Origin of the sequence: Sphingobium xenophagum (assembly GCF_031457465.1) — a bacterium.
Classification (GTDB): Bacteria; Pseudomonadota; Alphaproteobacteria; order Sphingomonadales; family Sphingomonadaceae; genus Sphingobium; species Sphingobium xenophagum_A.
The window spans coordinates 1-25,314 of record NZ_JAVDWV010000005.1 but is presented as its reverse complement, the minus strand read 5'-3'; the positions used below and the strand labels follow the sequence as shown (position 1 = coordinate 25,314).

Genomic DNA, 25,314 nt, shown 5'->3' with positions numbered 1-25,314 from the left:
GATGCCATTTGTCGATATCCGTCTGGCCGGCACGGCAACGCGCGCGCAGAAAGCCGCGATCGTTGCCGACGTCACCCAGTCGCTCGTTGAGCGGTTGGGAAAGCCTGCGGCTGCCGTGCAGGTGGTGATTTCGGAAATTTCGACCGAGAATTACGGCGCAGCGGGACAGCTTCTGGCTGACCGCGCGCCGGTTGTCGCTTTATCAAGGGAGGACGCCAATGTTGCGGACACTCCCCGATGAGCGTTTAGGCCTATCCAATAGCGTTGGGGTTGCCAGTTCATCCGTTTTGGCGGAGGGGCAGGCATGACCGAACGCAAATGCATATTGACCGGCGACCGCGCCGACCCCGACCATCTCATCCGCCTGGCCATCGGCCCGGAGGATCAGTTGCTCCCCGACCTGCGCGCCAAGGCGCCGGGCCGCGGTGCCTGGATCGGGGTATCGCGCGCCGAACTGGAAGTTGCGCTGGCCAAGGGCAAGTTGCGCGGCGCCATCGCCCGCGCTTTCAAGACCGGCGAACTGGCGATCCCCGACGATCTGGCGGAGCAGATCGAAACCGGGCTGCGCCGCGCGCTGCTTGATCGTTTGGGGCTGGAATCGCGCGCCTCGATGCTGCTCACCGGATCGGAAAAGATTGACGTCGCCTGCCGGAAGGGCCAGGTGCGGTTGCTGCTCCACGCAATGGATGCGGCGCCTGACGGCAACCGCAAACTGGACCAGGCGCTGCGCGTCGGACAGGAAGCGGAAGGCACGGATCTTGCGGGCATCGTCTTGCCTGTGGACCGCAACGCCCTATCTATGGCAATGGGGCGCGACAATGTCGTCCATATCGCAGTGACCGACTCGCGTGCGGCGTCGCGTCTGCGTGCGGCCATCGGCCGATTGGAAAGCTATCTGGGTTGCGCTGCTGAGGCGCCTGTGCATGGGGAGCCACGCTCCACCGATGCGCCGGGCGTCCAGGCAAACGTATAAATAAGGCGTCGGCGGGCCTATCCGGCCGAAGCGGAAGTGAAGGGTTAAGTTCGATCGTATGAGTGACAGCAAGGAAGACAAGCCGGTTCTGGGCCGCAAGCCACTGGGCATCAAGCGGACCGTGGAATCCGGCCAGGTGCAGCAGCAGTTCAGCCATGGCCGCAAGAATACGGTCGTGGTCGAAGTGAAGCGGCGCCGCGTCCTGGGCAAGCCGGGCGAAAGCACCGGTGGTGCGCCCGCTGCCACGCCGCAGGCTGATCCTGCGCCGACGGCCGCCGCTGCGCCCGCCGCGCCGCGTCCGGCTGCGCCGCCCCCACCGCGCCAGCAACAGCCGGTGCGCACCGCGCCGCCGCAGAGCCTGATGTCGCGTCAGGAATTGCAGGCCAAGTTGCTGCGTGAGGCCGAAGAAGCCCGCATGAACGCGCAGGAAGAGGCGCGTCGCCGTGAAGACGCCGCGCGTCTCGCCGCGATTGAAGCGGAAAAGCGCCGCGCCGAAGAAAATCGCCAGGCTGCCGAAACCGCTGCGTCCGCACCAGCGGTCGAGGAAGCGCCTGCGCCCGAACTCACGCCCGTCGCCGAAGCGCCTGCCGCTGCGCCGCAGGAAGTGGCCGCTCAGCCCGTCGAAACGCCGGTCGAGGCCGACGCTGGTGCCGCTGCTGCGTCCACCACCGCCGCACCGCCGCCGCCGCGCCGCTTCACCCCGGTTACCCCGGTCAAGCGTCCCGAGCCGACCAAGCCGGAGCGCGCCAAGAAGGGCGAGGATAATCGTCGCCAGGCTGGCAAGCTGACCGTCACCAAGGCGCTGGCCGATGACGACAGCGCGCGCGCCCGCAGCCTTGCGGCGCTCAAGCGTGCCCGTGAAAAGGAACGCCGCGCTCATTATGCCGGTGGCTCCAAGACGCGCGAGAAACAGTCGCGCGACGTGATCGTGCCAGAAGTCATCACCGTCCAGGAACTGGCCAACCGTATGGCCGAAAAGGGCGCGGACCTGGTCAAGTCGCTGTTCAAGATGGGGCAGGCGGTCACGCTCAACCAGTCGATCGATCAGGATACCGCCGAATTGCTGGTCGAGGAATTCGGCCACCGTATCCAGCGCGTGTCGGACGCCGACATCGAAATCGGGATCGAGGGTGAGGCCGATGCGGTCGAAACGCTCAAGACCCGTGCGCCCGTGGTCACGATCATGGGCCATGTCGATCATGGCAAGACGTCGCTGCTCGACGCTCTGCGCGGCACCAGTGTCGTGTCGGGCGAAAGCGGTGGCATTACCCAGCATATCGGCGCCTATCAGGTGACGACGAAGAAGGGGGATGTCATCACCTTCCTCGACACGCCGGGCCATGAGGCTTTCTCCGAAATGCGTGCCCGCGGCGCGAACGTCACCGATATCGTCATCCTTGTGGTGGCGGCCGACGACGGGCTGATGCCGCAGACGATCGAGGCGATCAATCACACCAAGGCGGCAGGCGTGCCGATGATCGTGGCGATCAACAAGGTCGATAAGCCGGACGCGAACCCGCAAAAGGTGCGTGAGCGCCTGCTGAGCGAGGAAATCGTGGTCGAGGATATGGGCGGCGACGTTCAGGACGTGGAGGTTTCCGCGCTCAAGAAGACCGGCCTTGACGAACTGATCGAAAAGATCCTGCTCCAGGCCGAACTGATGGAGTTGACCGCCAACCCCGATCGCGCGGCCGAAGGCAATGTGATCGAGGCGCAGCTCGACCGGGGCCGTGGTGCGGTCGCGACCGTACTGGTGCGCAAGGGTACGCTCAAGGTCGGTGACACCTTCGTCATCGGTGCTGAAAGCGGCAAGGTGCGCGCGCTGATCAACGACAAGGGTCAGCAGGTCAAATCGGCCGGACCATCGACCCCGGTCGAGATATTGGGCCTGTCGGGCGTGCCGATGGCAGGCGATCAGATGACGGTCGTGGAGAATGAGGCGCGTGCCCGTGAGGTCGCCGCCTATCGTCAGGAACAGATCACCCGCAAGCGGACGGCCTCCGTGCCGACCAATTTCGAAAATATGTTCTCGGCGCTCAGCACCAAGGTCATCGAATATCCGGTGGTCATCCGCGGCGATGTGCAGGGGTCGGTCGAAGCGATCGTCAGTGCGCTGAACCGCATTTCGACGGACGAGATAAAGGTGCGTATCTTGAGTTCGGGCGTCGGCGCGATCACCGAAAGCGACGTCACCCTGGCGTCCGCCAGCCGTGCGCCGCTGATCGGCTTCAACGTCCGTCCCAATGCCAAGGCGCGTCCGCTGGCGATCCGCGAGAAAATCTCGCTGCGCTATTATGACGTGATCTACGACCTGCTCGAAGAAGTGCGCAACGAAATGGCGGGGCAGCTTGCCCCCGAACGCATCGAAACGATCGTCGGTCGCGCCGAAGTCCTGCAGGTCTTCCCGGCCGGCAAGAAGGACAAGGCGGCAGGCCTGCTCGTCATGGAAGGCATCATCCGCAAGGGGCTCAATGCGCGCCTCACCCGCGACGATGTCATCGTGTCGAAAACGGTCATCCACTCGCTGCGGCGCTTCAAGGACGATGTGTCCGAAGTCCGCGCGGGCATGGAATGTGGTGCGGTGTTGCAGGATACCAACGACATCAAGGCTGGCGACACGCTCGAACTGTTCGAGGTCGAGGAACGTGTCCGCACGCTGTGATAGGAAAGACGTGGCTCTGGTTTCGACCGGGGCCATGAGGATGATATATGTCCAGTCAAACTGAAGGTCCCTCCGTCCGCCTGCTTCGCGTGGGTGAACAAGTGCGCCACATCCTGTCAGAGATATTGCAACGTGGCGACGTGCATGACGATGTGCTTGCCAAGCATGTCGTCAGCGTCACGGAGGTTCGCATGTCTCCCGACCTTCGCCATGCGACTGTCTTCATCAAGCCACTGCTCGGCAAGGAAGAGGAGGCGGTGCTTAAGGCTTTGCGTACCAACACCGCTTATTTTCAGCGGGAAGTCGCCTCGCGCACGCGGCTTAAATATGCTGCCAAGATCAAGTTCCTGGCTGACGACAGTTTCGACGAAGGTAGTCACATCGACAAGTTGCTGCGCGCGCCCAAGGTGGCACAGGATCTGGTCAAGGATGACGCGGACGAGGATTGATTGCTCACCTGCCATCGACAGTGACGGTCAGTCGCCATTAGAAGCGTTCTTGCATCAAAGCTGATCGGACAAGGGGCAAAATATGGGCAAGTGGCGATATTTGGCGTGGGGATTGATGCTGGTTGCATCGCCAGTGAGCGCCAAAGAACCGGCCATCCACCCCGCCGTCACCAGCGATCCCGCCCCAGACGCGGCTTATCCTGCCGGGATGAGCGCCTTCGTCATCCCTTCGGGCGACGGCGCGATGAACGCTGTCCTCTACACCGCTGCGGGGGGCGGTTTGCATCCTACTTTGCTGCTCCTCCACGGCTTCCCCGGCAACGAACAAAATCTGGATCTCGCCCAAGCCGCGCGCCGGGCCGGGTGGCATGTGCTGACTCTCCATTATCGCGGATCATGGGGTAGCCCCGGCGCATTCTCCTTCGGCGGCGCTTCGGACGATGCCTTCGCCGCGCTTCAATTTCTGCAACAGCCCGCCACGGTGGCGAAATATCGCATCGACACCAGCGCGATCGTGGTGGCCGGGCACAGTATGGGCGGCTTCATGGCCGCCGATGTCGCCGCCGCCGAACCCCGCGTCGCTGGCCTGTTCCTGATCGACCCATGGGATCCCGCGCAGACGGTCGCCTCGCTCTCCACGGCCGAAGGGGCGTCGGCTTGGAAGGCGGAGGTCGAGAGCGACCTGCCACCGCTCCAGGGTGCGACCTATGAGGGGCTGACCGGTGAAATCCGCGATCGCGGCGATAAGTTCGACTTGGGCCGCCGCATGGCCGCCTATGGCCGCCGCCCGCTCAGCATCATCGGCGCGGAAAAGGGCATTGGCGACCAGGCGCGCAAGGCCGCGGCCGACGCGCAAGGCGCCAATCCGCAGGCGCGGCTGACCGTCTGGCCGACCGACCATAGTTTTTCCGACAGCCGGATCGCGCTCGCCGATGCGCTGGTGCGCTTCCTGTCGCGCGTCGTCCCGACGATCCGGTAAGCGACCATGGCGAAGCTCTATTTCTACTATAGCTCGATGAATGCGGGCAAATCGACGACGCTGCTGCAATCGGACTTCAACTATCGCGAACGCGGCATGGAAACGATGCTGTGGACCGCCGCGGTGGATGATCGCTATGGCCGGGGGCGGATCGTGTCGCGGATCGGGCTGGAGGCGCAGGCGCATCTGTTCGAAGCCGATACCGACATGTTCGCCGCCATCGCCGCGCGCCATCATGACACGCACCTCTCCTGCGTGCTGGTGGACGAAGCGCAATTTCTAAGCCGCGCGCAGGTCTGGGCATTGGGGCGGGTGTGCGATGAACTCGGCGTGCCGGTGCTGTGCTATGGCCTACGCACAGATTTTCAGGGCGAATTGTTCGAAGGCAGCGCGCAATTGCTGGGGCTGGCCGATAGCCTCAGCGAGATCAAGACAGTGTGCGATTGCGGGCGCAAGGCGACCATGAACCTGCGCGTGGATGGGGAGGGGCGGCCGATCCGGCGCGGCGAACAGACACAGATTGGCGGCAATGACCGTTATGTCGCTTTGTGCCGCCGTCACTTCATGGCGCAGATGCGGGGCTGACAGCACGCGCGCTGCCCTATAGGGGCGCACAATGCACGGCTGGATCATTCTCGACAAACCTTTGGGGCTAGGCTCGACGCAGGCGGTCGCCGCGGTCAAGCGCGCGCTGCGCGACAGCGGCGCTGGCAAATGCAAGGTCGGCCATGGCGGCACGCTCGATCCGCTGGCGACCGGCGTGCTGCCGATCGCGATCGGCGAAGCGACAAAGCTCGCCGGACGGATGCTCGACAGCGACAAGATCTACGACTTCACGATCGCGTTCGGTGCGCAGACCGACACGCTGGACCTGGAAGGCGCGGTGATCGCAACCAGCGCTATGCGGCCGACGCTGGCGCAGGTGGAAGCGGTGCTGCCGCGCTTCACCGGCCCGATCGACCAGGCCCCGCCCGCCTATAGCGCCATCCTGATCGACGGCCAGCGCGCTTATGATCTCGCCCGCAAGGGGGAAGAGGTTGAGATGAAGCTGCGGTCGGTTGTGGTGCATGGGCTGCATTTATCCTCGCCCCGGCGGGGAGAGGATAGCGCAGCTTGCCCGCATAGCGGGCTAGCGCAGCTTGGAGAGGGGGAAGGCGCGCCAACCCCCTCTCCAACTCCGGCTAGGCAGCAAGCTACCAAGCCTTCATATCCTCTCCCCGATGGGGAGAGGGTTTCCGAAATCACCCTCCGCGCCCATGTCTCCAAAGGCACCTACATCCGTAGCCTCGCGCGCGACATCGCGCTGGCGCTCGGCACGGTGGGCCATGTCACCATGCTCCGCCGCATCAAGGCCGGTCCCTTCACCCTGGAATCCGCGATTTCGCTGGACAAATTGCGTCATGCTGCTAACGAGCGCGGCATCGGTGGGCTTATGCTGCCGCTGACGGCGGGGCTGGACGACATCCCGGCTCTCCCCGTCTCTCCCGATCAAGCCCTTATGCTCCGCCAGGGGAAGGTATTGACCGGGATCACTGCCACCACCGGCCTGTATCTGGCGACGCAAGGGGATATCCCCGTCGCGCTGGTCCGGTCGGATGATCAAGAGATCATCGTGGTGCGCGGTTTCAACCTGATGTCGAGGGAAGACGATTAGATGACGATTACTGCCGAGCGCAAGGAAGCGCTGATCAAGGAATATGCCCGCGCTGAGGGTGACACGGGTTCGCCAGAGGTCCAGGTTTCGATCCTGACCGAGCGGATCACCAACCTTACCGAGCATTTCAAGGGTCACCACAAGGATAATCACAGCCGTCGTGGTCTGCTGATGATGGTCAACAAGCGTCGTTCGCTGCTGGACTATCTCAAGAAGAAGGATCAGGCGCGTTACACCGACCTGATCGGCAAGCTGGGCCTGCGCAAGTAACCCTGTTAAAAGGGACGGCCCCCATGCGGGGCCGTTTCTGATTCCGGGGCAAGTCGCAATTCGGCGCTTTGTCCCGCTAATGCCACCTCCGTCCGCCCTGAGCTTGTCGAAGGGCTGTACTTTCTCAAGAGGAAAGGACGGGGCTTCGACAGGCTCAGCCCTAACGGGTTGAGGGGGCAACTATGGAGCAATATGGCTCCACCAAAGGCCCCGCCCGGCAATAGGGCCGATGCGGGCGAAGGAAAAAATCTATGTTTGACGTCAAGAAAGTATCGATCGAGCTGGCCGGCAAGACGCTGACCCTCGAAACCGGCCGCATCGCGCGCCAGGCTGACGCCGCCGTGCTGGCGACCTATGGCGAAACCGTGGTGCTGTGCGCCGTGACCGCCGCCAAGAGCGTGAAGGAAGGCCAGGACTTTTTCCCGCTGACCGTTCACTATCAGGAAAAATATTCCGCCGCCGGCCGCATCCCCGGTGGCTTCTTCAAGCGTGAGCGCGGTGCGACCGAAAAGGAAACGCTGGTTTCCCGCCTGATCGACCGTCCGCTCCGCCCGCTGTTCCCCGAAGGCTTCTACAACGAAATCAACGTCATCGCCCAGGTGCTGTCGTTCGATGGCGAAAGCGAGCCGGACATGGTGGCGATGATCGCCGCATCGGCCGCCCTGACCCTGTCGGGCGTGCCCTTCATGGGTCCGATCGGCGCCGCGCGCGTCGGTTACAAGGATGGCGAATATCAGCTCAACCCGTCGCTGGACGAAGTGAAGACCGGCGAACTCGACCTGGTCGTTGCCGCCACTTACGACGCCGTCATGATGGTCGAATCCGAAGCCAAGGAGCTGTCGGAAGAAGTCATGCTGGGTGCCGTCCTGTTCGCGCATGACGCCAGCAAGAAGATCGTCGATGCCATCATCAGCCTGGCCGAAAAGGCTGCCAAAGATCCCTGGGACATGGCCAAGAGCGATGACCTGGGCGACCTGAAGGCCAAGCTCAAGAAGCTGATCGGCAAGGACATTACCGCCGCCTATAAGCTGACCGACAAGTCGGCGCGCTCGAACGCGCTGAACGAAGCCCGCGCCAAGGCGAAGGCGCAGTTGGCCGCCGATGGCCTAGATGCCCAGACCGTGATGGCTGGCATCAAGCTGACCAAGAAGCTGGAAGCGGAAATCGTGCGCGGCGCCATCCTCAAGGACGGCAAGCGCATCGACGGTCGCACCACCACGCAGATCCGTCCGATCGAAGCGATGGTCGGCTTCCTGCCCCGCACTCATGGTTCGGCGCTGTTCACGCGCGGCGAAACCCAGTCGATCTGCACCACGACGCTGGGCACCAAGGACGCCGAGCAGATGATCGACGGCCTGACTGGCCTGCATTATGAAAACTTCATGCTGCACTATAACTTCCCGCCCTATTCGGTCGGTGAAGTCGGTCGCTTCGGCGCGCCGGGTCGTCGCGAAGTGGGTCATGGCAAGCTCGCATGGCGTGCGCTGCACCCCGTGCTGCCGAGCAAGGACGAGTTCCCCTACACCATCCGCGTTCTGTCGGACATTACCGAATCGAACGGTTCCTCCTCGATGGCGACCGTCTGCGGCGGTTCGCTCTCGATGATGGACGCCGGTGTGCCCTTGAAGCGCCCCGTGTCCGGCATCGCCATGGGCCTGATCCTGGAAGGCAAGAATTTTGCCGTCCTGTCCGACATTCTGGGTGATGAAGATCATCTGGGCGACATGGACTTCAAGGTCGCCGGTACGTCCGAAGGCATCACCACGATGCAGATGGACATCAAGATTGCGGGCATCACCCGCGAAATCTTCGAAGCTGCTCTGCATCAGGCCAAGGAAGGCCGCGCGCACATCCTGGGCGAAATGGCCAAGGCGCTCGACAGCACGCGCAGCGAATTGTCGGCTCATGCCCCGCGCATTGAAACCTTGCAGATCGACAAGTCGAAGATCCGTGAAGTCATCGGCACCGGCGGCAAGGTCATCCGTGAAATCGTCGCCGAAACCGGTGCTAAGGTCGATATCGACGACGAAGGCCTGATCAAGATCAGCTCGTCCGACCCGGCGCAGATCGAAGCGGCCCGCAAGTGGATCCTCGGCATCACGCAGGAAGCGGAAGTCGGCAAAATCTATGACGGCAAGGTCGTCAACATCGTCGATTTCGGTGCGTTCGTGAACTTCATGGGTGGCAAGGACGGTCTCGTCCACGTCTCCGAAATGAAGAATGAGCGCGTCGAAAAGCCGACCGACGTCGTGTCGGAAGGCCAGGAAGTGAAGGTCAAGGTTCTCGAAATCGATCCGCGCGGCAAGGTTCGCCTGTCGATGCGCGTTGTCGATCAGGAAACCGGCGAAGAGCTGGAGGACACCCGTCCTGCCCGTGAAGCACGCGAACCCCGCGCCGGTGGCGAAGGCCGTGGCGATCGTGGTCGTGGCCCGCGGCGTGACGGCGGCGGTGGCCGTGGTGGCGAGCGTAGCGAAGGCCGTGGTGGGGAAGGTCGGGGCGACCGTGGCCCGCGCCGCGACCGTGGCCCGCGCGACGACGCTGCCAAGGACGACGGCAAGGATGATGGCTCGAACGCCGGCCTGCCCGACTTCCTGACCCAGGACTGATCGGCCGCTCGTCAGAGCAACCAAGAGAAAGAGGGCGTCCGGTTCGACCGGGCGCCTTTTTTCATGTGCGCACCCACTGACTGATTTCGATCAATGCACTGGCATGAAGTTCTGCTAGTGTAACGACATGGATATCGGAAAATGGCATGCAGCGTAGCAACGCGCGGTTCGTCGAACGGCTGCCGCTCGTGCTCAATCGACCGGTCTATGCCTATATATTGACGCTGTCTTTCTGTGGGCTGGCGCTGTTGTTGCGCTTCGCGGCCGAACCGCTGTTGCCCGATGGCTATCCGTTCGTGACATTCTTTCCCGCAGTCATTCTGGCGTCTTTCCTGTTCGGGGTCCGGCCGGGTCTGTTCGCCGCAATCCTGTGCGCGGCTGCATCCTGGTATTTCTTCATCGCCCCGCGCAACAGTTTCGTCCTCAATCCGGGCGTGGCGGCCGCGATGATCTTTTACACCGGAGTCGTGGTGGTCGATATCGTGCTGATCCACTTCATGCAGCACGCCAATTTCAACCTGGCGATCGAGCGGGAACGCAGCGCGGCGCTTGCCGACAATCGCGAATTGCTCTTCCACGAATTGCAGCATCGTGTGTCCAACAATCTACAGGTCGTGGCCGCGATGCTCGCGCTGCAACGTCGCCATGTCGATCATGATGTCGCCCGCCGCGCATTGGATGAGGCCTCCGAACGGTTGGCGCTGATCGGCCGGATCAGCCGGGCGCTCTACGATCCGTCCGGCGCAGGGCAGGGGGTACGGGCCTTTTTGACGACGCTGACGGCCGACGTCATCGAAGCCAGCGGCCGCACCGACATTGTGATCAGCGTCGACGCGCCCGAAGAGGTGCAACTCGAACCTGGCATCACCGTGCCGCTGGCGCTGGTCGTCGCCGAAGCGGTCAGCAACGCCATCGAACATGGCCTGCCGCATCGGGGCGGGACTATTGCGGTGGTGCTGGACCGGAATGCTGGCGAACTATGCCTGCGCGTGTCCGATGATGGCGACGGCGTCTCGCCCGATTTCGCGGTGGAGCATAGCAAATCCTTGGGGCTGCGCATCGCCAACACGCTGGCGGCGCAGATAGGCGGGCGCTTTACCCTGGCGCCGGGCGCGCATGGCGGTGCCGTCGCACAACTTATCCTGCCGCCACGGGCCGCCTGTTGATCGTGCGACAATTCTGCCGCTTGGCGGCAGCGATCCGCTCGGCTATGACCCGCATCATGCTGACGAAAACACTGACGCGCATCGGCGCGGCCACCACCCCGGTCCTGCTCGCTGCCGTTCTGCTTACGGGCTGCTCGACATCGAAAAACAAGGCTGACACCCAATATGTCGCCCGCGACGTGTCGACGCTGTATAATAGCGGCAAGGACCGGCTCGATCGCGGCCAGTATAAGCTCGCCGCCGCGCTGTTCGACGAGGTCGAGCGCCAGCATCCCTATTCGCCCTGGGCGCGCCGGGCGCAGCTCATGTCGGCGTTCAGCTATTATATGAACACCGATTATGCTGAATCCGTTTCCGCAGCGCAGCGTTTCCTGGCGATCCATACCGGCAATAAGGATGCGCCCTACGCTTATTATCTGATTGCGCTGTGCTATTATGAGCAGATCGCCGACGTTACCCGCGACCAGAAGATCACGCAGCAGGCATTGGATTCTCTGGGTGAACTGATCCGCCGTTATCCCGACACCCGCTATGCCGCCGATGCGCGATTGAAGGTCGATCTGGTCAACGACCATCTGGCGGGCAAGGAAATGGAAGTTGGGCGCTTCTATCAGCGTCGCGGTCAGTGGATCGCCGCCACGCTGCGTTTCCGCACCGTCGTCGACAAATATCAGACCACGACGCACACGCCCGAAGCGTTGGAGCGTCTGGTCGAATCTTATCTCTCGCTGGGCGTTCCCGCCGAAGCGCAGAAGGCCGCCGCCGTGCTGGGCGCCAACTATCCCGGCTCCAAATGGTATGAACGCTCCTACAAGCTGATGCGGCAACATGGCGGCAAGGCGTAAGAATTAAGCCCCTCCCTTCCAAGGGAGGGGTTGGGGTGGGTCGCGACCCGCAGGGGCGCGTCGAACCTCGCCGTTGCAGGCGCCGCTGGCGCGGCGCACCCACCCCCTGACCCCTCCCTTGAAAGGGAGGGGGGAGTAATCGCGCTGCTAACCGCCCTGTCCATCCGCAATGTCGTGCTGATCGAAGCGCTGGACCTGGAGTTCGGCGCGGGTCTCTCCGTGCTGACGGGCGAAACCGGCGCGGGCAAGTCGATCCTGCTCGATTCGCTGGGGCTGGCGCTGGGCGCGCGTGCCGATAGCGGCCTTGTCCGCAATGGCGAGGCGCAGGCCAGCGTCATCGCGACCTTCGATCCGCCCACCGGCGACCATCGCGCCGCGGCGCTGCTGATCGACAATGGTGTGGAGATGGAGCCGGGCGAACCGCTCATCATCCGCCGCATGGTCAAGGCCGATGGCGGCAGCCGCGCCTTCGTCAACGACCAGCCCTGCTCGGCCGCGTTGCTGCGCGAACTGGGCGGATCGCTGGTCGAAATTCATGGCCAACATGACGATCGCGGCCTGCTCAACGCGCGCGGCCATCGCGCCTTGCTCGACGCCTATGGCCGCTGCGATACCGGCGCGGTCGGCACTGCGCATAGCGCGTGGCGCAAGGCCGCTGCCGCGCTCGCGGAAGCGCGTGCCACGGTCGAAACTGCCGCGCGCGACCGCGACTATCTCGCCCACGCCGTCGAGGAACTGCGCAGCTTCGCGCCCGAACCCGGTGAGGAAGCAGCGCTCGCCGAGGAACGCGCGACGATGCAGAAGGGCGCGCGCCTGACCGACGATCTCACCACCATCAGCGAGTGCCTGACCGGCTCCGACGGCGGCCTCGCGCAATTGCGCCAGGCCGCCCGGCGGCTGGACCGGATCGCGGGCGAGGAACCGCTGCTGACCGCCGTTCTCGAAGCGCTCGACCGCGCGGTGGTGGAAGCGGGCGAGGCGGAGGATCGGTTGGCCGAAGCCGCCGAAGCGCTCAGCTTCGATCCCGCCCGGCTGGACAGCATCGAAACCCGCCTGTTCGACCTGCGCGGCCTTGCCCGCAAGCATCAGGTGCAGCCCGATGACTTGGCCGCCCTGTGCGAAGAGATGGCGGCAAAGCTGGCCGCGATCGAAGGCGGCGAAGAGCATATCGCGGCGCTGGAAACGGAAGTCGCGACCAAGGCGGCCGCCTATCGCGCCGCGGCGCAGGCGCTGTCGGGCGAACGCCAACTGGCCGCCGGTCGCCTGGACGCGGCGGTGGCGGGCGAGCTTGCGCCCTTGAAGCTGGACGCCGCCCGCTTCCGCACCGTGGTCGCACCGTTGGACGAGGGGCAATGGACCGGGCAGGGCATGGACCGGGTGGAGTTCGAGATTTCGACCAACCCCGGCGCGCCTTTCGCCCCGCTGATCAAGATCGCGTCGGGCGGCGAACTGTCCCGCTTCATCCTCGCGCTCAAGGTCGCGCTGGCGGAGCAGGGCGGAGCGGACACGCTGATCTTCGACGAGATCGACCGGGGCGTCGGCGGCGCCGTGGCATCGGCCATCGGCGAGCGGCTCGCCCGCCTCGCCCAAAGCAACCAAATCCTGGTCGTCACCCACAGCCCGCAGGTCGCGGCGCGCGGCGCGGGCCATCTGCTGATCGCCAAATCCAGCGACGGCACCGTTACCCGCACCGGCGTTCACGCGCTGGACGATCAGGAACGCCGCGAAGAAATCGCCCGCATGCTCTCCGGCGCGGAAATCACCGCCGAAGCCCGCGCCCAGGCGGATAGGCTGCTCGAAACGCTGTAGCGACGGGTGCCAGGTCGCGGTCGATCGTCTCACGTTAAGCCCATAAGAAAAAGGCGACCCTCGCAGGCCGCCCTTTCCATCACACGTCTAAACGCCGTTACTTCGTGCCTTCGGCCGCCTTGGCCCTGCCACCCTTCTTGCCCTTCTTCGGGGCCGCCGGAGTGATCTCGAAGGCGAGCGCCTCATCCTTCATATGGACATGCACTTCGCCGCCATGGACCAGCTTGCCGAACAACAGTTCTTCGGCCAGCGGCTGCTTGACCTTTTCCTGCATCAGGCGGCCCATCGGGCGCGCACCATAGAGCTTGTCATAGCCCTTCTTGGTGAGCCAGGCCTTGGCCTCTTCGTCCAGCGTGATGTGGACGTCGCGGTCGGCCAGTTGCAGTTCGAGTTGCAGCACGAACTTGTCGATGACGCGGGCGACCACTTCGGGCGGCAGATAGCCGAAGGGCACTATCGCATCGAGGCGGTTGCGGAATTCAGGCGTGAAGAGCTTCTTCACCGCATCCTCCTGCACATCCTCGCGCGTCAGTTCGCCAAAGCCGATGCTTTCCTTCGCCATGTCCGACGCACCGGCATTGGTGGTCATGATGAGGATGGTGTTGCGGAAATCGACGGTCTTGCCGTGATGGTCGGTCAGGCGACCATTATCCATCACCTGCAACAATATGTTGAACAGGTCGGGATGCGCCTTTTCGATTTCATCGAGCAGCAGGACGCTATGCGGCTGCTGATCCACGGCATCGGTCAGCAAGCCACCCTGGTCATAGCCGACATAGCCCGGAGGCGCACCGATCAGGCGGCTGACCGAATGGCGCTCCATATATTCCGACATGTCGAACCGCTGGAGCGGGATGCCGAGCAGCGTTGCGAGTTGACGCGCCACCTCCGTCTTGCCGACGCCGGTGGGGCCAGAGAAGAGATAGTTGCCGATCGGCTTGTCGGGATCACGCAGGCCCGCCCGCGACAGCTTGATCGCCGACGACAGCGTCTCGATCGCCTTGTCCTGGCCGAACACGACGCGCTTGAGGTCCGTGGTCAGGCTTTCCAGCACGCTCTTGTCGTCGGACGACACGGTCTTGGGGGGGATGCGCGCCATGGTCGCGATGACCTGCTCGATCTCCTTGGGCGTGATCACCTTCTTGCGCTTTGACGGCACCACCAGCATCTGCATCGCGCCGACCTCATCGATCACGTCGATCGCCTTGTCCGGTAGTTTGCGGTCGTTGATGTAACGCGCTGACAATTCCACCGCAGCCTTGATCGCGTCAGGCGTATATTTGACGTGATGATGATCCTCGAACGCGGAGCGCAGCCCGGCAAGGATCTTGATCGTATCCTCGATCGTCGGTTCGTTGACGTCGATCTTCTGGAAGCGCCGGAGCAGCGCCCGGTCCTTCTCGAAATGGTTGCGGAACTCCTTGTAGGTGGTCGATCCGATGCAGCGGATCGTCCCGCCCGACAAAGCGGGCTTCAACAGGTTGCTCGCATCCATCGCCCCGCCGCTGGTCGCACCAGCGCCGATGACGGTGTGGATCTCATCGATGAACAGCACCGCATGGGGCAGCTTTTCCAGCTCGGTGACGACCGCCTTCAACCGCTCTTCGAAATCGCCGCGATAGCGCGTACCGGCCAGCAGCGCGCCCATGTCGAGCGAATAGATGACCGCTTCCTTCAACACGTCGGGCACGTCGCCCTCGACGATCTTGCGCGCCAGCCCTTCGGCGATGGCGGTCTTGCCGACGCCGGGATCGCCGACATAAAGCGGGTTGTTCTTCGAGCGGCGGCACAGGATCTGGATCGTCCGGTCCACCTCCGACGCGCGGCCGATCAGCGGATCGACCTTGCCGCGTTCCGCTTTCTCATTGAGGTTGACGGTGAACTGATCGAGGGCGCTGTCCTTCTTTCCCTTGCCGTCCTGCACCTTCTTTTCCTCCTCGGCTGCCCCCTTGGTCTCCTGACGCTCGGGCGCGGGCGTGCCCTTGCCGACACCATGGCTGATGAAGCTCACGGCATCGAGGCGGCTCATATCCTGCTGCTGCAGGAAATAGACGGCATAGCTTTCGCGTTCGGAAAAGAGCGCGACGAGGACATTGGCGCCCGTCACTTCATCCTTGCCGGAGGATTGCACATGGAGGATGGCGCGCTGGACTACGCGCTGGAATCCGCTGGTGGGGGAGGGGTCGCTTGCCCCTTCGACCTTCAGGCTGTCGAGTTCGGTGTCGAGATATTGGGTGACCGCGTCGCCCAGTTCGCCGACTTCCACGCCGCACGCCTGCATAACCTTTGACGCATGTTCGTCATCAATCAGTGCCAGGAGGAGATGCTCCAGCGTGGCATATTCATGTTTGCGCTCCGATGCGTGGGTCAACGCATTGTGCAGCGTGGTTTCCAGAGCGGGCGCGAATGAAGGCATATCTACTCTACTCCTGACCCCAATGAAGGGTGATGGTGAACCCTATGTCGGCATTGCTCGACGGCGGATCAAGGCGCTGTGCCCGATCGCCGGAATTGCCAGACTGTCCATGCCCTAATATGCCCTTGAACGGGGCGCTTGGGGCTTGACGTGGGGTCATCGATTAAATAGCGCCTCGGCACTTGCCTTATGGTTAACGGCGCTTTGCATTTTTGCTCTGGTGCGGGCAATTTCCGCTTCCAGAGCGGATATGCGGGCTTCCAGCTCAATCACGGACAGGGGGGCTAGATCCTGTTGGATAAGCCGGGTCAGAAGATCGTCGCCCTTGCGGGGGAGGTCGTCATCCATGTCCATGGTTGCCAATGTTGACCCTGTTGCTCACGGTGTCAATATGGACGGATGCTGGATGGGGCAATTTTGATGCATCGCAGCATCGGCGGTATTAGGGGGAATCTATGGCGGACGTTGAGGCCTTGCCCAAGGAGATGATGGCGATAGGCATCGCCGCGCCCGGCGGTCCCGAAGCGCTGGTGCCGATGCGCCGCCCCTTGCCCGTCCCCGGCGATGACGAGGTGCTGATCCGGGTCGCCGCCGCCGGCGTCAACCGGCCCGACGTCCTGCAACGACAGGGCAAATATCCGCCACCGCCCGGCGCTTCGGACATTCCGGGGCTGGAAGTCTCCGGCACGATCGTCGCGGCCGGACGCAGCTCGGACATGCTGGTTGGGCAACGGGTTTGCGCGCTGCTGGCGGGCGGGGGCTATGCCGAATATGCGGTGGCGCCTGCGGGCCAATGCCTGCCGGTCCCGGCCGACTATGACATGGTCGAGGCGGCGGCGCTGCCCGAAACCCTCTTCACCGTGTGGACCAACCTGTTCGAGCGCGCCTATGCCGTCGGCGGCGACACCGTGCTGGTCCATGGCGGCACCAGCGGGATCGGCACCATGGCGATCCGCCTGTGCAACCTGTTCGACGTCAAGGTCATCGTGACCTGCGGGTCGGACGAAAAATGCGCCCAGGCCAAGGGCTGGGGTGCGGACGAAGCGATCAACTATCGCACCCAGGATTATGTCGCGGAGGTCCAGCGCCTCACCGGCGGGCAGGGGATTCAGGCCGTGCTCGACATGGTCGGCGGCGACTATGTGCCACGCAACCTGGAATGCCTGGCCGAAGACGGACGGCATGTATCGATCGCCGTGCTGGGCGGCGCGAAGGCCAGCATCTTCATCCCGACGATCATGCAAAAACGCCTGACCCTCACCGGCTCGACCCTGCGCGCGCGATCGGTCGGCTTCAAAAGCCTGGTCGCCGACGAACTGGTCCGCAACGTCTGGCCCTTCGTCGACGAAGGCAAGCTCCGCCCGGCGATGGATCAGCGCTTCGCCCTGGCGGACGCGGCGAAGGCGCATGCGCGAATGGACGCGGGCGAGCATTTCGGGAAGATCGTGCTGGTGGTTTGAGGGGGATGCATTGAATGAGGCCGAAAGCGGTCCATCCCCACCCGCCGTCATCCTGACGAAAGTCAGGATCCATTGGCTCTCCGCTTGTGCTTCGGCACGACAGTAGAGCGAATAGATCCTGAAACAAGTTCAGGATGACGAATGGGACGGGCGTAGCGAAATGGCTCGTCTCACGGACCAAAAACTCCCGAAAACCGTAGCATTTCCGTCATATTCGGTGCGGACTTGTAACAATGGCGCGCTAAGGACTCGGTCCCAAGGATAGACGTCTTTGGGGATCGTATCATGAACGCCATCACGCGCTTGCCCTTCCTGGGTGAGATGGAACAGGGCAGCGATGTCCCATTCCACATCCCGGAGCGGGCGGGGCAGCGTCGCCGCTATCGCACCATCTGGATTTCGGACATTCACCTCGGCACGCGCGGTTGCAACGCCAAGATGCTGATCGATTTCCTCGACAGCGTCGACAGCGACACCATCTATCTGGTGGGCGACATCATCGATGGCTGGCGGCTGAAGCGCCGCTTCTACTGGCCCCAGACGCATAATGACGTGGTGTGGCGGCTGATGAAGCGGGCCAAGCGCGGCACGCGGGTCGTCTATATTCCCGGCAATCATGACGAAATGTTCCGTCAGTTCACCGGCATGAGCTTTGGCGGTGTCGAGATCCGGCGCAAAGCAATCCATACGACCGCGGACGGTCGCAAGCTGCTGGTGCTGCATGGCGACGAGTTCGACACGATCATGCTCGCGCATCGCTGGCTCGCCTTCGTCGGCGACGCGGCCTACACGACGCTGATGCGTCTGAATGTCGTGGTCAACGCGGTGCGGCAGAGCATGGGGCTGCCCTATTGGTCGCTCAGCAAGATGGCCAAGCATAAGGTCAAGAATGCCGTGTCCTTCATCTCCCGTTTCGAGGAAGTGGTGGCGCATGAAGCCGGGTCGCGCGGTGTCGACGGGGTGGTGTGCGGCCATATCCACAATGCCGAAATGCGCGAAATCGACGGCATCGACTATTATAATGATGGCGACTGGGTGGAAGGCTGCACCGCGCTGGTCGAACATGATGACGGACAGATGCAGGTGCTGCACTGGGCCGACGAGATCGCCGCCCGCACCGCCGACGAACCCGCCAAACCATCGGCGCGGATGGCGGCATAAGGGGGCAGGGCTGATGCGGATAGCGATCGTCACCGACGCCTGGGCGCCGCAGGTCAATGGCGTCGTTCGCACGCTGCAAACGATCCAGGTCGAACTGGAACAGATGGGGCATGAGATCATGGTGATTTCGCCTGATCTATACGGCTCGATCCCCTGTCCGACCTATCCCGAAATCCGGCTGGCCCTCGTGCGTCCCGCCGTCGTGGGGCAAGCGATTGCGGCTTTTCGCCCCGATGCGGTCCATCTCGCGACCGAAGGGCCGCTATGCGTCGCGGCGCGGCGCTGGTGCCTGCGCAGCGCTGTGCCGTTCACCACCGCCTATCACACCCATTTTCCCGATTATGTCGCCCAGCGCACCGGCCTGCCAGCGGCCTGGTTCTGGCGCTATATTCGCTGGTTCCACGGCCCGGCGCAGGCGGTGCTGGTGTCGACCAAATCGGTGCGCGATCAGTTGCGCGCCCATGGCGTCGCCAATGTGCGGCCCTGGGGCCGGGGGGTGGACCTGACCGCCTTCACCCCCGACGCAGTGCCGCCTGCCCTGTTCGCGGACCTGCCCCGCCCGATCCAGCTCTATGTCGGCCGGGTCGCGGTGGAAAAGAATATAGAGGCGTTCCTCGCGACCGATCATCCCGGCACCAAGGTCATCGTCGGCGATGGTCCCACCCGCGCCGCGCTCGAACGCGCCTATCCGCAGGCGCGCTTCCTGGGCGCGCTGTTCGGCGCGGACCTCGCCGGCGCCTATGCCGGCGCTGACGTTTTCGTCTTTCCCAGCCGCACCGACACGTTCGGCCTGGTGATGATCGAGGCGCTGGCCTGCGGCACGCCGGTCGCGGGCTACCCCGTCACCGGGCCGATCGATATCGTCACGCCCGAAACCGGCGCACTGTCCGACGATCTGGGCACCGCCATTGCGCAGGCTTTGTCCTGCGACCGCGCGGCCTGCGCCGCTTATGGTCGCAGTTTCAGCTGGGAACGCAGCGCGCAGGAATTTCTCTCTGGCCTGCACGCCATCGACCCCTTGCTGATCGACAGCGCCGCCTGACGCTTTTCCTTGCCGAACGGGGCGGGATGGACTATCTGCCAACGGTCGCGGCCGCCCTGCTTGGGCGGCCCTTATCGTTTTTACGTGCCGGAGAAGCCCCGTGTCCCAGCCTCTTATGCCCCACGCGACCGCCAGTTGGCTGATCGACAATAGCGCTCTGAGCTTTGACCAGATCGCCGAATTTTGCGGGCTGCACATCCTGGAAGTGCAAGCGATCGCCGATGACACCGCCAGCATCAAATATACCGGCCGCGATCCCGTCCGCGCCCATGAAATCACGATGGAAGAAATCCACAAGGGCGAACAGAACCCTGATTATCGCTTGAAGATGCTCAAGGGGCCAGAGCCGGTGCGCCGGACCAAGGGGCCACGCTACACCCCGGTCAGCAAGCGGCAGGACAAGCCCGATGGCATCGCCTGGATCTTGCGCAACCACCCCGAAATCTCGGACGGCGCGATCGGCAAGCTGATCGGCACCACCCGCACCACCATCGCCGCGATCCGCGACCGCACCCACTGGAACATCTCCAACATCACGCCCAAGGATCCGGTGACGCTGGGCCTCTGTTCGCAGCGTGAACTGGACGCACTGGTGGCCAAGGCGGCGAAGAAGCTCGGCATCGAAGCGCCGACCGATTCGCGCCTGGATGGCGACCGCGAAGCGCTGATTGAAGAGCTGCGCCGCGAACGGAAGGATGCGTTGCAGCGCGCCGAAGACGCGCTCAAGAGCGAGACGGACCTGATTTCGAGCGTCGCCACGATCATCGATCCGTTCAGCAACAACAAGGGCGAGGTGTGATGCCGTAGCGTCACGCAGCGATCAGGACAGGTCGTTGCAATGCAGCATTTTTTCAGGGTCGTGCCGGGCTTTCGGCGCGGCCCTTTTTGCTGTGCTTGACGCTTGCGTAAAGCGGGCGATGGCCATACACTTTGGGCCATGGAGAACATAGAAAAGCTCTGGAGAGAGAATTACCGCCACCCCGCTTTGTGGGACCAGACCTTCCCGCCATTATCGATGGGGGACATGGTCACCGACAGCGCGCTGGCCCATCCCGACGCCATCATGATTGATTTCATGGGTCGAAAATTCACCTATGCGGAGGTGTTCGGCCAGATCAAGCGTATCGCCTGCGGCTTGCAGGCGATGGGGGTGAAGAAGGGCGACCGGGTCGGCCTCTATCTGCCCAATACCCCCCATTATGTCGCGGCCTATTATGGTGCGCTGATGGCCGGTGCCATCGTCGTCAACTTCTCCCCGCTCTACACCGCCGCCGAACTCGAACATCAGGTCGAAGATAGCGGGACCAAGATCCTCTTCACCTTGTCGGCCAAGGCGTTGTTGCCCACAGCGCTCAAGGTGCTGGACCATAGCAGCCTCGAACAGCTGGTGGTCGGTTCGGTCGCCGAGATGCTCTCGCCGGTCAAATCGCTGCTGTTCCGCTGGTTCAAGGCGGCGGAAACGGCCGCCCTGCCGCATGATCCGCGCGTGCTGCGCTATGACAAGCTGATCGCCAATCCGGGTGCCTGCGTCGTCGCGGACATCAACCCGGTGGAAGACATCGCCCTGCTGCAATATACCGGCGGCACCACCGGCACGCCCAAGGGCGCGATGCTGACGCACCAGAATCTGACCGCCAATGCGCGCCAGGCGCAGGTGATCGACCCGCACGCCAACGAGCCGGATCGTATCATCGCGGTGCTGCCCTTTTTCCACGTCTTCGCCAACACCTGCACATTGAACCGTACAGTTCTGAACGGCGGCGAGATGGTGATGCTGCCGCGCTTCGATGCGGCGCAGGTGCTGGCCGCCGTACAAAGGGTCAAGGCGACCTCGCTCCCCGGCGTGCCCACCATGTTCCAGGCGCTGCTCGATCATCCCGCGATCCGCAACATCGACTTCTCGTCACTGCGCGCCTGTATTTCAGGCGGTGCGCCGCTGCCGCTGGAAGTGCGGCAACGGTTTGAGGAAGCGACCGGGGCGAAGCTGATCGAAGGCTATGGCCTCACGGAAACCAGCCCTATCGTCTGCACCAACCCCTATGAAGGGCTGAACAAGACCGGTACGGTCGGCCAGCCAGTGCCGGGCACGCGGGTCAAGATCGTCGATCGCGAAGACCCGACCAAGCCGCCGCCGCCGGGCGAGCCGGGCGAATTGCTGTTCGCCGGGCCGCAGGTGATGAAGGGCTATTGGAACCGCCCCGATGCCGACGCCGAAGTATTCATGGGCGACTTCATCCGCACCGGCGATGTCGGTGAGATCGACGAAGACGGCTATGTCCGCATCGTTGACCGGTTGAAGGACATGATCTCGGTCGGCGGGTTCAAGGTTTTCCCCAGCCAGGTGGAATCGGTCCTCTATCACCACCCCGCGGTCAAGGAGGCGCTGGTGATCGGCGTGCCCGACCATTATCGCGGCGAACAGCCCAAGGCCTTCGTCACCCTCAATGACGGGTTCGAGATCGATGACGAAGCGCTCAAGGCCTGGCTCAACCCGCAACTGGGCAAGCATGAACGGGTGAAGGCCGTCGAAGTGCGGCTGACCCTGCCCAAGACGCTGGTGGGCAAATTGTCGCGCAAGGAACTGGTCGCCGAAGAACGGGCGAAGGCCGCCGAATTGGCGACTGGAAGCGGCGCCTGACCCTTCCTATCTATGGCATCGAACATGGATAGGAATGACGATATGACACAGGAAGTCGCAACGCTGGCCGGTGGATGCTTCTGGTGTACCGAGGCGGTGTACCAGAATTTGAAGGGCGTCAGCGGCGTCGAAAGCGGCTATATCGGCGGCGCGCGCCCGAACCCGACCTATGAACAGGTTTGTTCTGGCACGACCGGCCATGCCGAAGCGATCCGCATCACTTTCGACCCGTCGGTCATCAGCTACGCCGACTTGCTGGATATTTTCTTTGCCACGCACAACCCGACGACGCTGAACCGGCAGGGCAATGATGTCGGCACCCAATATCGCTCCGCCATCTTCCCCCATTCGCCGCAGCAGGCGGAAGAGGCGCGCGCCGCCATCGGCCGCGCCCAGGCGGACCAGACCGACCCGATCGTCACCACCATCGAGGATGACGCGCCCTGGTATCCGGCCGAGGATTATCACCAGAAATATTGGGAGCGGGTCGGCGAGAGCAATCCCTATTGCGTGGCCGTGATCCCGCCCAAGCTCGCCAAGCTGCGCAAGGGCTTTGCCGCGCGCATTGAAGCCTGATCGCCCCATGACGGCGCATCACCCTTTGCGCCGTCCTTAGGCTGCGGTTAATAGGCACCATGGCATGGCGATGGTGGACCAAGGCTGGGGAAATGCAGATGACGAAGCTATTATGGATCGCCGCGCCGCTCATGCTGATTGTGTTACCCGGCTGCGTGGCCAAAACCGCGCTGGACGTCGTGACCCTGCCGGTGCGCGCGGGCGCGCAAGCGGCGGACTGGGCCACGACCAGCCAGGACGAATCCGACCGCAATTACGGCCGCAAGATGCGCGAACAGGAAGCCCGCGAAGGAAAGGCGCGCAAGAAGGCGGAAAAGGAACGGCGCAAACAATGCCGCGAGGCCGGCTACGATAATTGCGGGTAGTGCCAGCGGGCCTTTAGGCCCCGTTCCCCGACGAAGGTCGGGGTCCAGGCCCACGCGCTGAACTGGGCCCCGACCTGCGTCGGGGAACGCCCATGAGCCGCTCTCATTGCACTTTCGTATAAGACACCGAACTTGCGGTGGTTCACGCCGCCGCGCGTTTCAACCTGTCGTTGATCGCCGCGCCGATCCCCTCTATCGGGATGGGCGCAACCGCGATCTTCACCGCAGCGCTGGCATCGGCGATGTGCAGCGCCGCGAACAGGCTGGCGGCGGCCTCGCGTACATTAGCGTCGGGGCTGAGGTTGATGTGGCACGGCATCAGGCCGAAGCCGATCAGATATTCATCCTTCTCCGCCCGCAGCGCATTCAATCGCACCGGCTTGGAAGGCGCATAATGGCTCTCCAACTGGCCGGGCGCCTCGATCTTGTGCGCACCATTGCCGACGACGACCGGTAGGCCGCTCGCCTCTTCCAGCATCGCAGCGGTGACAGGACCAGGGCGCAGCAGCCGCACTTCGTCGGCGTCCGGCGCGGCGATGGTCGATTCCACGCCTTCGCTGGTCGGCCCTTCGTCCAATATCATCCGCACCTTGCCGTTCAGGCTGGCCAGCACATGTTCGGCGCGCGTCGGGCTGATCGACCCGCTGCGATTGGCCGACGGGGCTGCGAGAGGCCGCCCGCTCTCGCGGATCAGCGCGCGCATCGCCGGATGCGCGGGCAGGCGCAGCGCGACGGTGGGCAATCCTGCCATCACCAGCGGCGACAGCCCGCTATCCGCCCGCACCGGCAGCACCAATGTCAGTGGCCCCGGCCAGAAGCGGTCGGCAAGGCGCATGGCGACCGGCGAAAAATCCGCGAGCCGCTCGGCCATCGCGCGGTCGGACACATGAACGATCAGCGGATTGAAGCTAGGGCGGCCCTTGGCGCTGTAGATTGCCGCAACGGCATGGCTGTCGGTGGCGTCGGCGGCCAGGCCATAGACAGTCTCGGTGGGGACCGCCACGGGTTCCCCCGCACGGATCAACAGCGCCGCCTCCCGCAGCGCCTCGGCACCATAGCGGCAGGATCTCGTGGAATAGGCTGGATTGGCGATGGTCACGGTCCCCGCGATATAGACCTCAGTAAACCCAAGTAAAAGTCCATTGCGACAGGAGAATGACATATGCGGGCCCACGCTTGCCGGAACGATCATCGCTGGCTAAGCCCGGCGCATGAATGACGCCCTCCTGACCCGCATCGCCGACGCCCTCGACCGGCTCGCCCCACCGCCAGCCGCTTGCGCCGATCTCGCCGCATCGCCCGCCTATATGTGGGACGGCCATGCCATCCAGGCGGTGGATGCCTTCACACCGGTCGATTATGACCTGCTCACCGGGATCGACGCGCAAAAGAGCGCGCTGCTGGAAAACAGCCGCCGCCTGGCCGCTGGCCATGCCGCGCATGACGTGCTGCTGTGGGGCGCGCGCGGCACGGGCAAGTCGGCGGCGGTGGCGTCGGTGGTCGGCCGGTTGCAGCGCGAAGGGCAGGATATCGCCCTGCTGCAATGCGCGACCGATGCGCTGGCCAGCCTGCCTGCGCTGTTCGCGCTGCTGCGCGGCACCGACCGGCCGTTCATCCTGTTTCTCGATGACCTCGGCTTCGACGAAGGCGTGGGCGACGCCCGGACCCTGCGCTCGCTGCTACAGGGCGGCACGGCAGCGCGCCCGCCGCATGTCCGCCTCTATGTCACCTCCAACCGCCGCCACATCGTCCCCCGGCACCTGTCGGAGCAGGATGACCCGATCAACCCGCGCGATGTGGTGGACGACCGGATGGCCCTGTCCGACCGCTTCGGCCTCAGCCTTGGCTTCCACGCGCTCGACCAGGACGCCTATGTGGCGATCGTGCGCGGCTATGCGGCCAAGCTGGGCGTTGCGTTCGATCCGCTGGAAGCAATCCAATGGTCGACCCAGCGCGGCAGCCGGTCAGGCCGCGTCGCCTGGCAATATGTGGTCGAACTGGCGGGACGGCACGGACTGACCGTCTAACGGCGAAACCATCCTCCCCTTGCGGGGGAGGTGGCTGGCCGCAGGCCAGACGGAGGGGTGTCGCCCTCACGATAGCATGATACCCCTCCGTCATCGCTACGCGCTGACACCTCCCCTTTAAGGCAGGGGAATCGCATATGGGCTTGAACGATTGATCGAATGGGATTCTTGGGCAGTCTCCATGGTTGGAGGCGCCCGATGGATGAGTTTTCGGCA

Annotated in this window: 23 protein-coding genes; 20 read left to right on the top strand and 3 right to left on the bottom strand. The window is 63.7% G+C overall.

From position 1 onward, the window contains the following. Position 1: 1 nt before the first annotated feature. The 12 genes from J2W40_RS05955 to recN all read left to right on the top strand — a co-directional run bounded on the left by J2W40_RS05955 (position 2) and on the right by recN (position 13,413). A complete protein-coding gene (locus J2W40_RS05955) occupies positions 2-241 on the top strand; it encodes a tautomerase family protein (protein WP_037473771.1) in 240 nt (79 codons plus the stop codon). A gap of 63 nt (positions 242-304) precedes the next feature. After that, the gene (locus tag J2W40_RS05950) at positions 305-973 is read left to right on the top strand and encodes a DUF448 domain-containing protein (RefSeq protein WP_037473768.1); all 669 of its coding nucleotides are present in this window, start codon (positions 305-307) and stop codon (positions 971-973) included. Positions 974-1,031: 58 nt separating this feature from the next. Next, positions 1,032-3,635, top strand: a complete 2,604-nt coding sequence (gene infB / locus J2W40_RS05945) for a translation initiation factor IF-2 (protein WP_310222652.1) — start codon at positions 1,032-1,034, stop codon at positions 3,633-3,635. A 47-nt stretch (positions 3,636-3,682) separates the two neighbouring features. Beyond that, entirely contained in the window at positions 3,683-4,084 is a 402-nt protein-coding gene (gene rbfA / locus J2W40_RS05940) for a 30S ribosome-binding factor RbfA (RefSeq protein WP_310222650.1), read from the top strand. Positions 4,085-4,166: 82 nt separating this feature from the next. After that, positions 4,167-5,063, top strand: coding sequence for an alpha/beta hydrolase family protein (locus J2W40_RS05935; protein WP_409050346.1), 897 nt, complete (start codon positions 4,167-4,169; stop codon positions 5,061-5,063). 6 nt (positions 5,064-5,069) lie between these two features. Next, positions 5,070-5,648, top strand: coding sequence for a thymidine kinase (locus tag J2W40_RS05930; protein ID WP_069064854.1), 579 nt, complete (start codon positions 5,070-5,072; stop codon positions 5,646-5,648). Between the two features lie 31 nt (positions 5,649-5,679). Further along, entirely contained in the window at positions 5,680-6,717 is a 1,038-nt protein-coding gene (gene truB, locus J2W40_RS05925; protein WP_310222648.1) for a tRNA pseudouridine(55) synthase TruB, read from the top strand. Then, on the top strand, positions 6,718-6,987 hold the full coding sequence (gene rpsO, locus J2W40_RS05920; protein ID WP_037473756.1) for a 30S ribosomal protein S15: 270 nt from the start codon (positions 6,718-6,720) through the stop codon (positions 6,985-6,987). 251 nt (positions 6,988-7,238) lie between these two features. Beyond that, positions 7,239-9,593, top strand: a complete 2,355-nt coding sequence (gene pnp / locus J2W40_RS05915) for a polyribonucleotide nucleotidyltransferase (protein WP_310222645.1) — start codon at positions 7,239-7,241, stop codon at positions 9,591-9,593. A gap of 146 nt (positions 9,594-9,739) precedes the next feature. After that, positions 9,740-10,759: a sensor histidine kinase gene (locus tag J2W40_RS05910; RefSeq protein WP_310222644.1), complete on the top strand. Its 1,020-nt coding sequence runs from the start codon at positions 9,740-9,742 to the stop codon at positions 10,757-10,759. Between the two features lie 56 nt (positions 10,760-10,815). After that, a complete protein-coding gene (locus J2W40_RS05905; RefSeq protein ID WP_310222642.1) occupies positions 10,816-11,604 on the top strand; it encodes an outer membrane protein assembly factor BamD in 789 nt (262 codons plus the stop codon). Between the two features lie 144 nt (positions 11,605-11,748). After that, positions 11,749-13,413 carry a DNA repair protein RecN gene (recN, locus tag J2W40_RS05900; RefSeq protein ID WP_310223034.1) on the top strand — a complete coding sequence of 555 codons (1,665 nt, stop codon included), beginning with the start codon at positions 11,749-11,751 and terminating at the stop codon, positions 13,411-13,413. Positions 13,414-13,510: 97 nt separating this feature from the next. Here the strand turns inward: recN and clpA are convergent, their stop codons facing one another. Beyond that, positions 13,511-15,829 carry an ATP-dependent Clp protease ATP-binding subunit ClpA gene (gene clpA / locus J2W40_RS05895; protein WP_310222640.1) on the bottom strand — a complete coding sequence of 773 codons (2,319 nt, stop codon included), beginning with the start codon at positions 15,827-15,829 and terminating at the stop codon, positions 13,511-13,513. Positions 15,830-15,985: 156 nt separating this feature from the next. Beyond that, complete coding sequence (locus tag J2W40_RS05890; RefSeq protein WP_310222638.1) at positions 15,986-16,183, bottom strand: DUF1192 domain-containing protein; 198 nt, start codon at positions 16,181-16,183, stop codon at positions 15,986-15,988. Positions 16,184-16,284: 101 nt separating this feature from the next. Between J2W40_RS05890 and J2W40_RS05885 the strand changes: the two genes are divergently transcribed. From J2W40_RS05885 to J2W40_RS05855, 7 genes are all read left to right on the top strand, one after another. Further along, positions 16,285-17,289 (top strand): NAD(P)H-quinone oxidoreductase, encoded by a 1,005-nt coding sequence (locus J2W40_RS05885; protein WP_310222636.1) that lies wholly within the window; start codon positions 16,285-16,287, stop codon positions 17,287-17,289. Between the two features lie 285 nt (positions 17,290-17,574). Then, the gene (locus J2W40_RS05880) at positions 17,575-18,450 is read left to right on the top strand and encodes a UDP-2,3-diacylglucosamine diphosphatase (RefSeq protein ID WP_310222634.1); all 876 of its coding nucleotides are present in this window, start codon (positions 17,575-17,577) and stop codon (positions 18,448-18,450) included. 13 nt (positions 18,451-18,463) lie between these two features. Beyond that, positions 18,464-19,492: a glycosyltransferase family 4 protein gene (locus tag J2W40_RS05875; RefSeq protein WP_310222632.1), complete on the top strand. Its 1,029-nt coding sequence runs from the start codon at positions 18,464-18,466 to the stop codon at positions 19,490-19,492. Positions 19,493-19,607: 115 nt separating this feature from the next. Further along, complete coding sequence (locus tag J2W40_RS05870; RefSeq protein WP_037476890.1) at positions 19,608-20,291, top strand: DUF1013 domain-containing protein; 684 nt, start codon at positions 19,608-19,610, stop codon at positions 20,289-20,291. Positions 20,292-20,429: 138 nt separating this feature from the next. Continuing rightward, positions 20,430-22,130: a long-chain-fatty-acid--CoA ligase gene (locus J2W40_RS05865; RefSeq protein ID WP_310222630.1), complete on the top strand. Its 1,701-nt coding sequence runs from the start codon at positions 20,430-20,432 to the stop codon at positions 22,128-22,130. 42 nt (positions 22,131-22,172) lie between these two features. Further along, positions 22,173-22,706, top strand: coding sequence for a peptide-methionine (S)-S-oxide reductase MsrA (gene msrA, locus J2W40_RS05860; protein WP_310222628.1), 534 nt, complete (start codon positions 22,173-22,175; stop codon positions 22,704-22,706). A gap of 98 nt (positions 22,707-22,804) precedes the next feature. Next, positions 22,805-23,071, top strand: a complete 267-nt coding sequence (locus tag J2W40_RS05855; RefSeq protein ID WP_310222626.1) for a hypothetical protein — start codon at positions 22,805-22,807, stop codon at positions 23,069-23,071. A 142-nt stretch (positions 23,072-23,213) separates the two neighbouring features. On the opposite strand, the gene J2W40_RS05850 is transcribed toward J2W40_RS05855, so the two are convergent. Then, positions 23,214-24,170 (bottom strand): L-threonylcarbamoyladenylate synthase, encoded by a 957-nt coding sequence (locus J2W40_RS05850; RefSeq protein WP_310222623.1) that lies wholly within the window; start codon positions 24,168-24,170, stop codon positions 23,214-23,216. A gap of 112 nt (positions 24,171-24,282) precedes the next feature. Between J2W40_RS05850 and J2W40_RS05845 the strand changes: the two genes are divergently transcribed. Next, entirely contained in the window at positions 24,283-25,098 is an 816-nt protein-coding gene (locus J2W40_RS05845; RefSeq protein WP_310222621.1) for an ATP-binding protein, read from the top strand. Positions 25,099-25,314 lie beyond the last annotated feature (216 nt).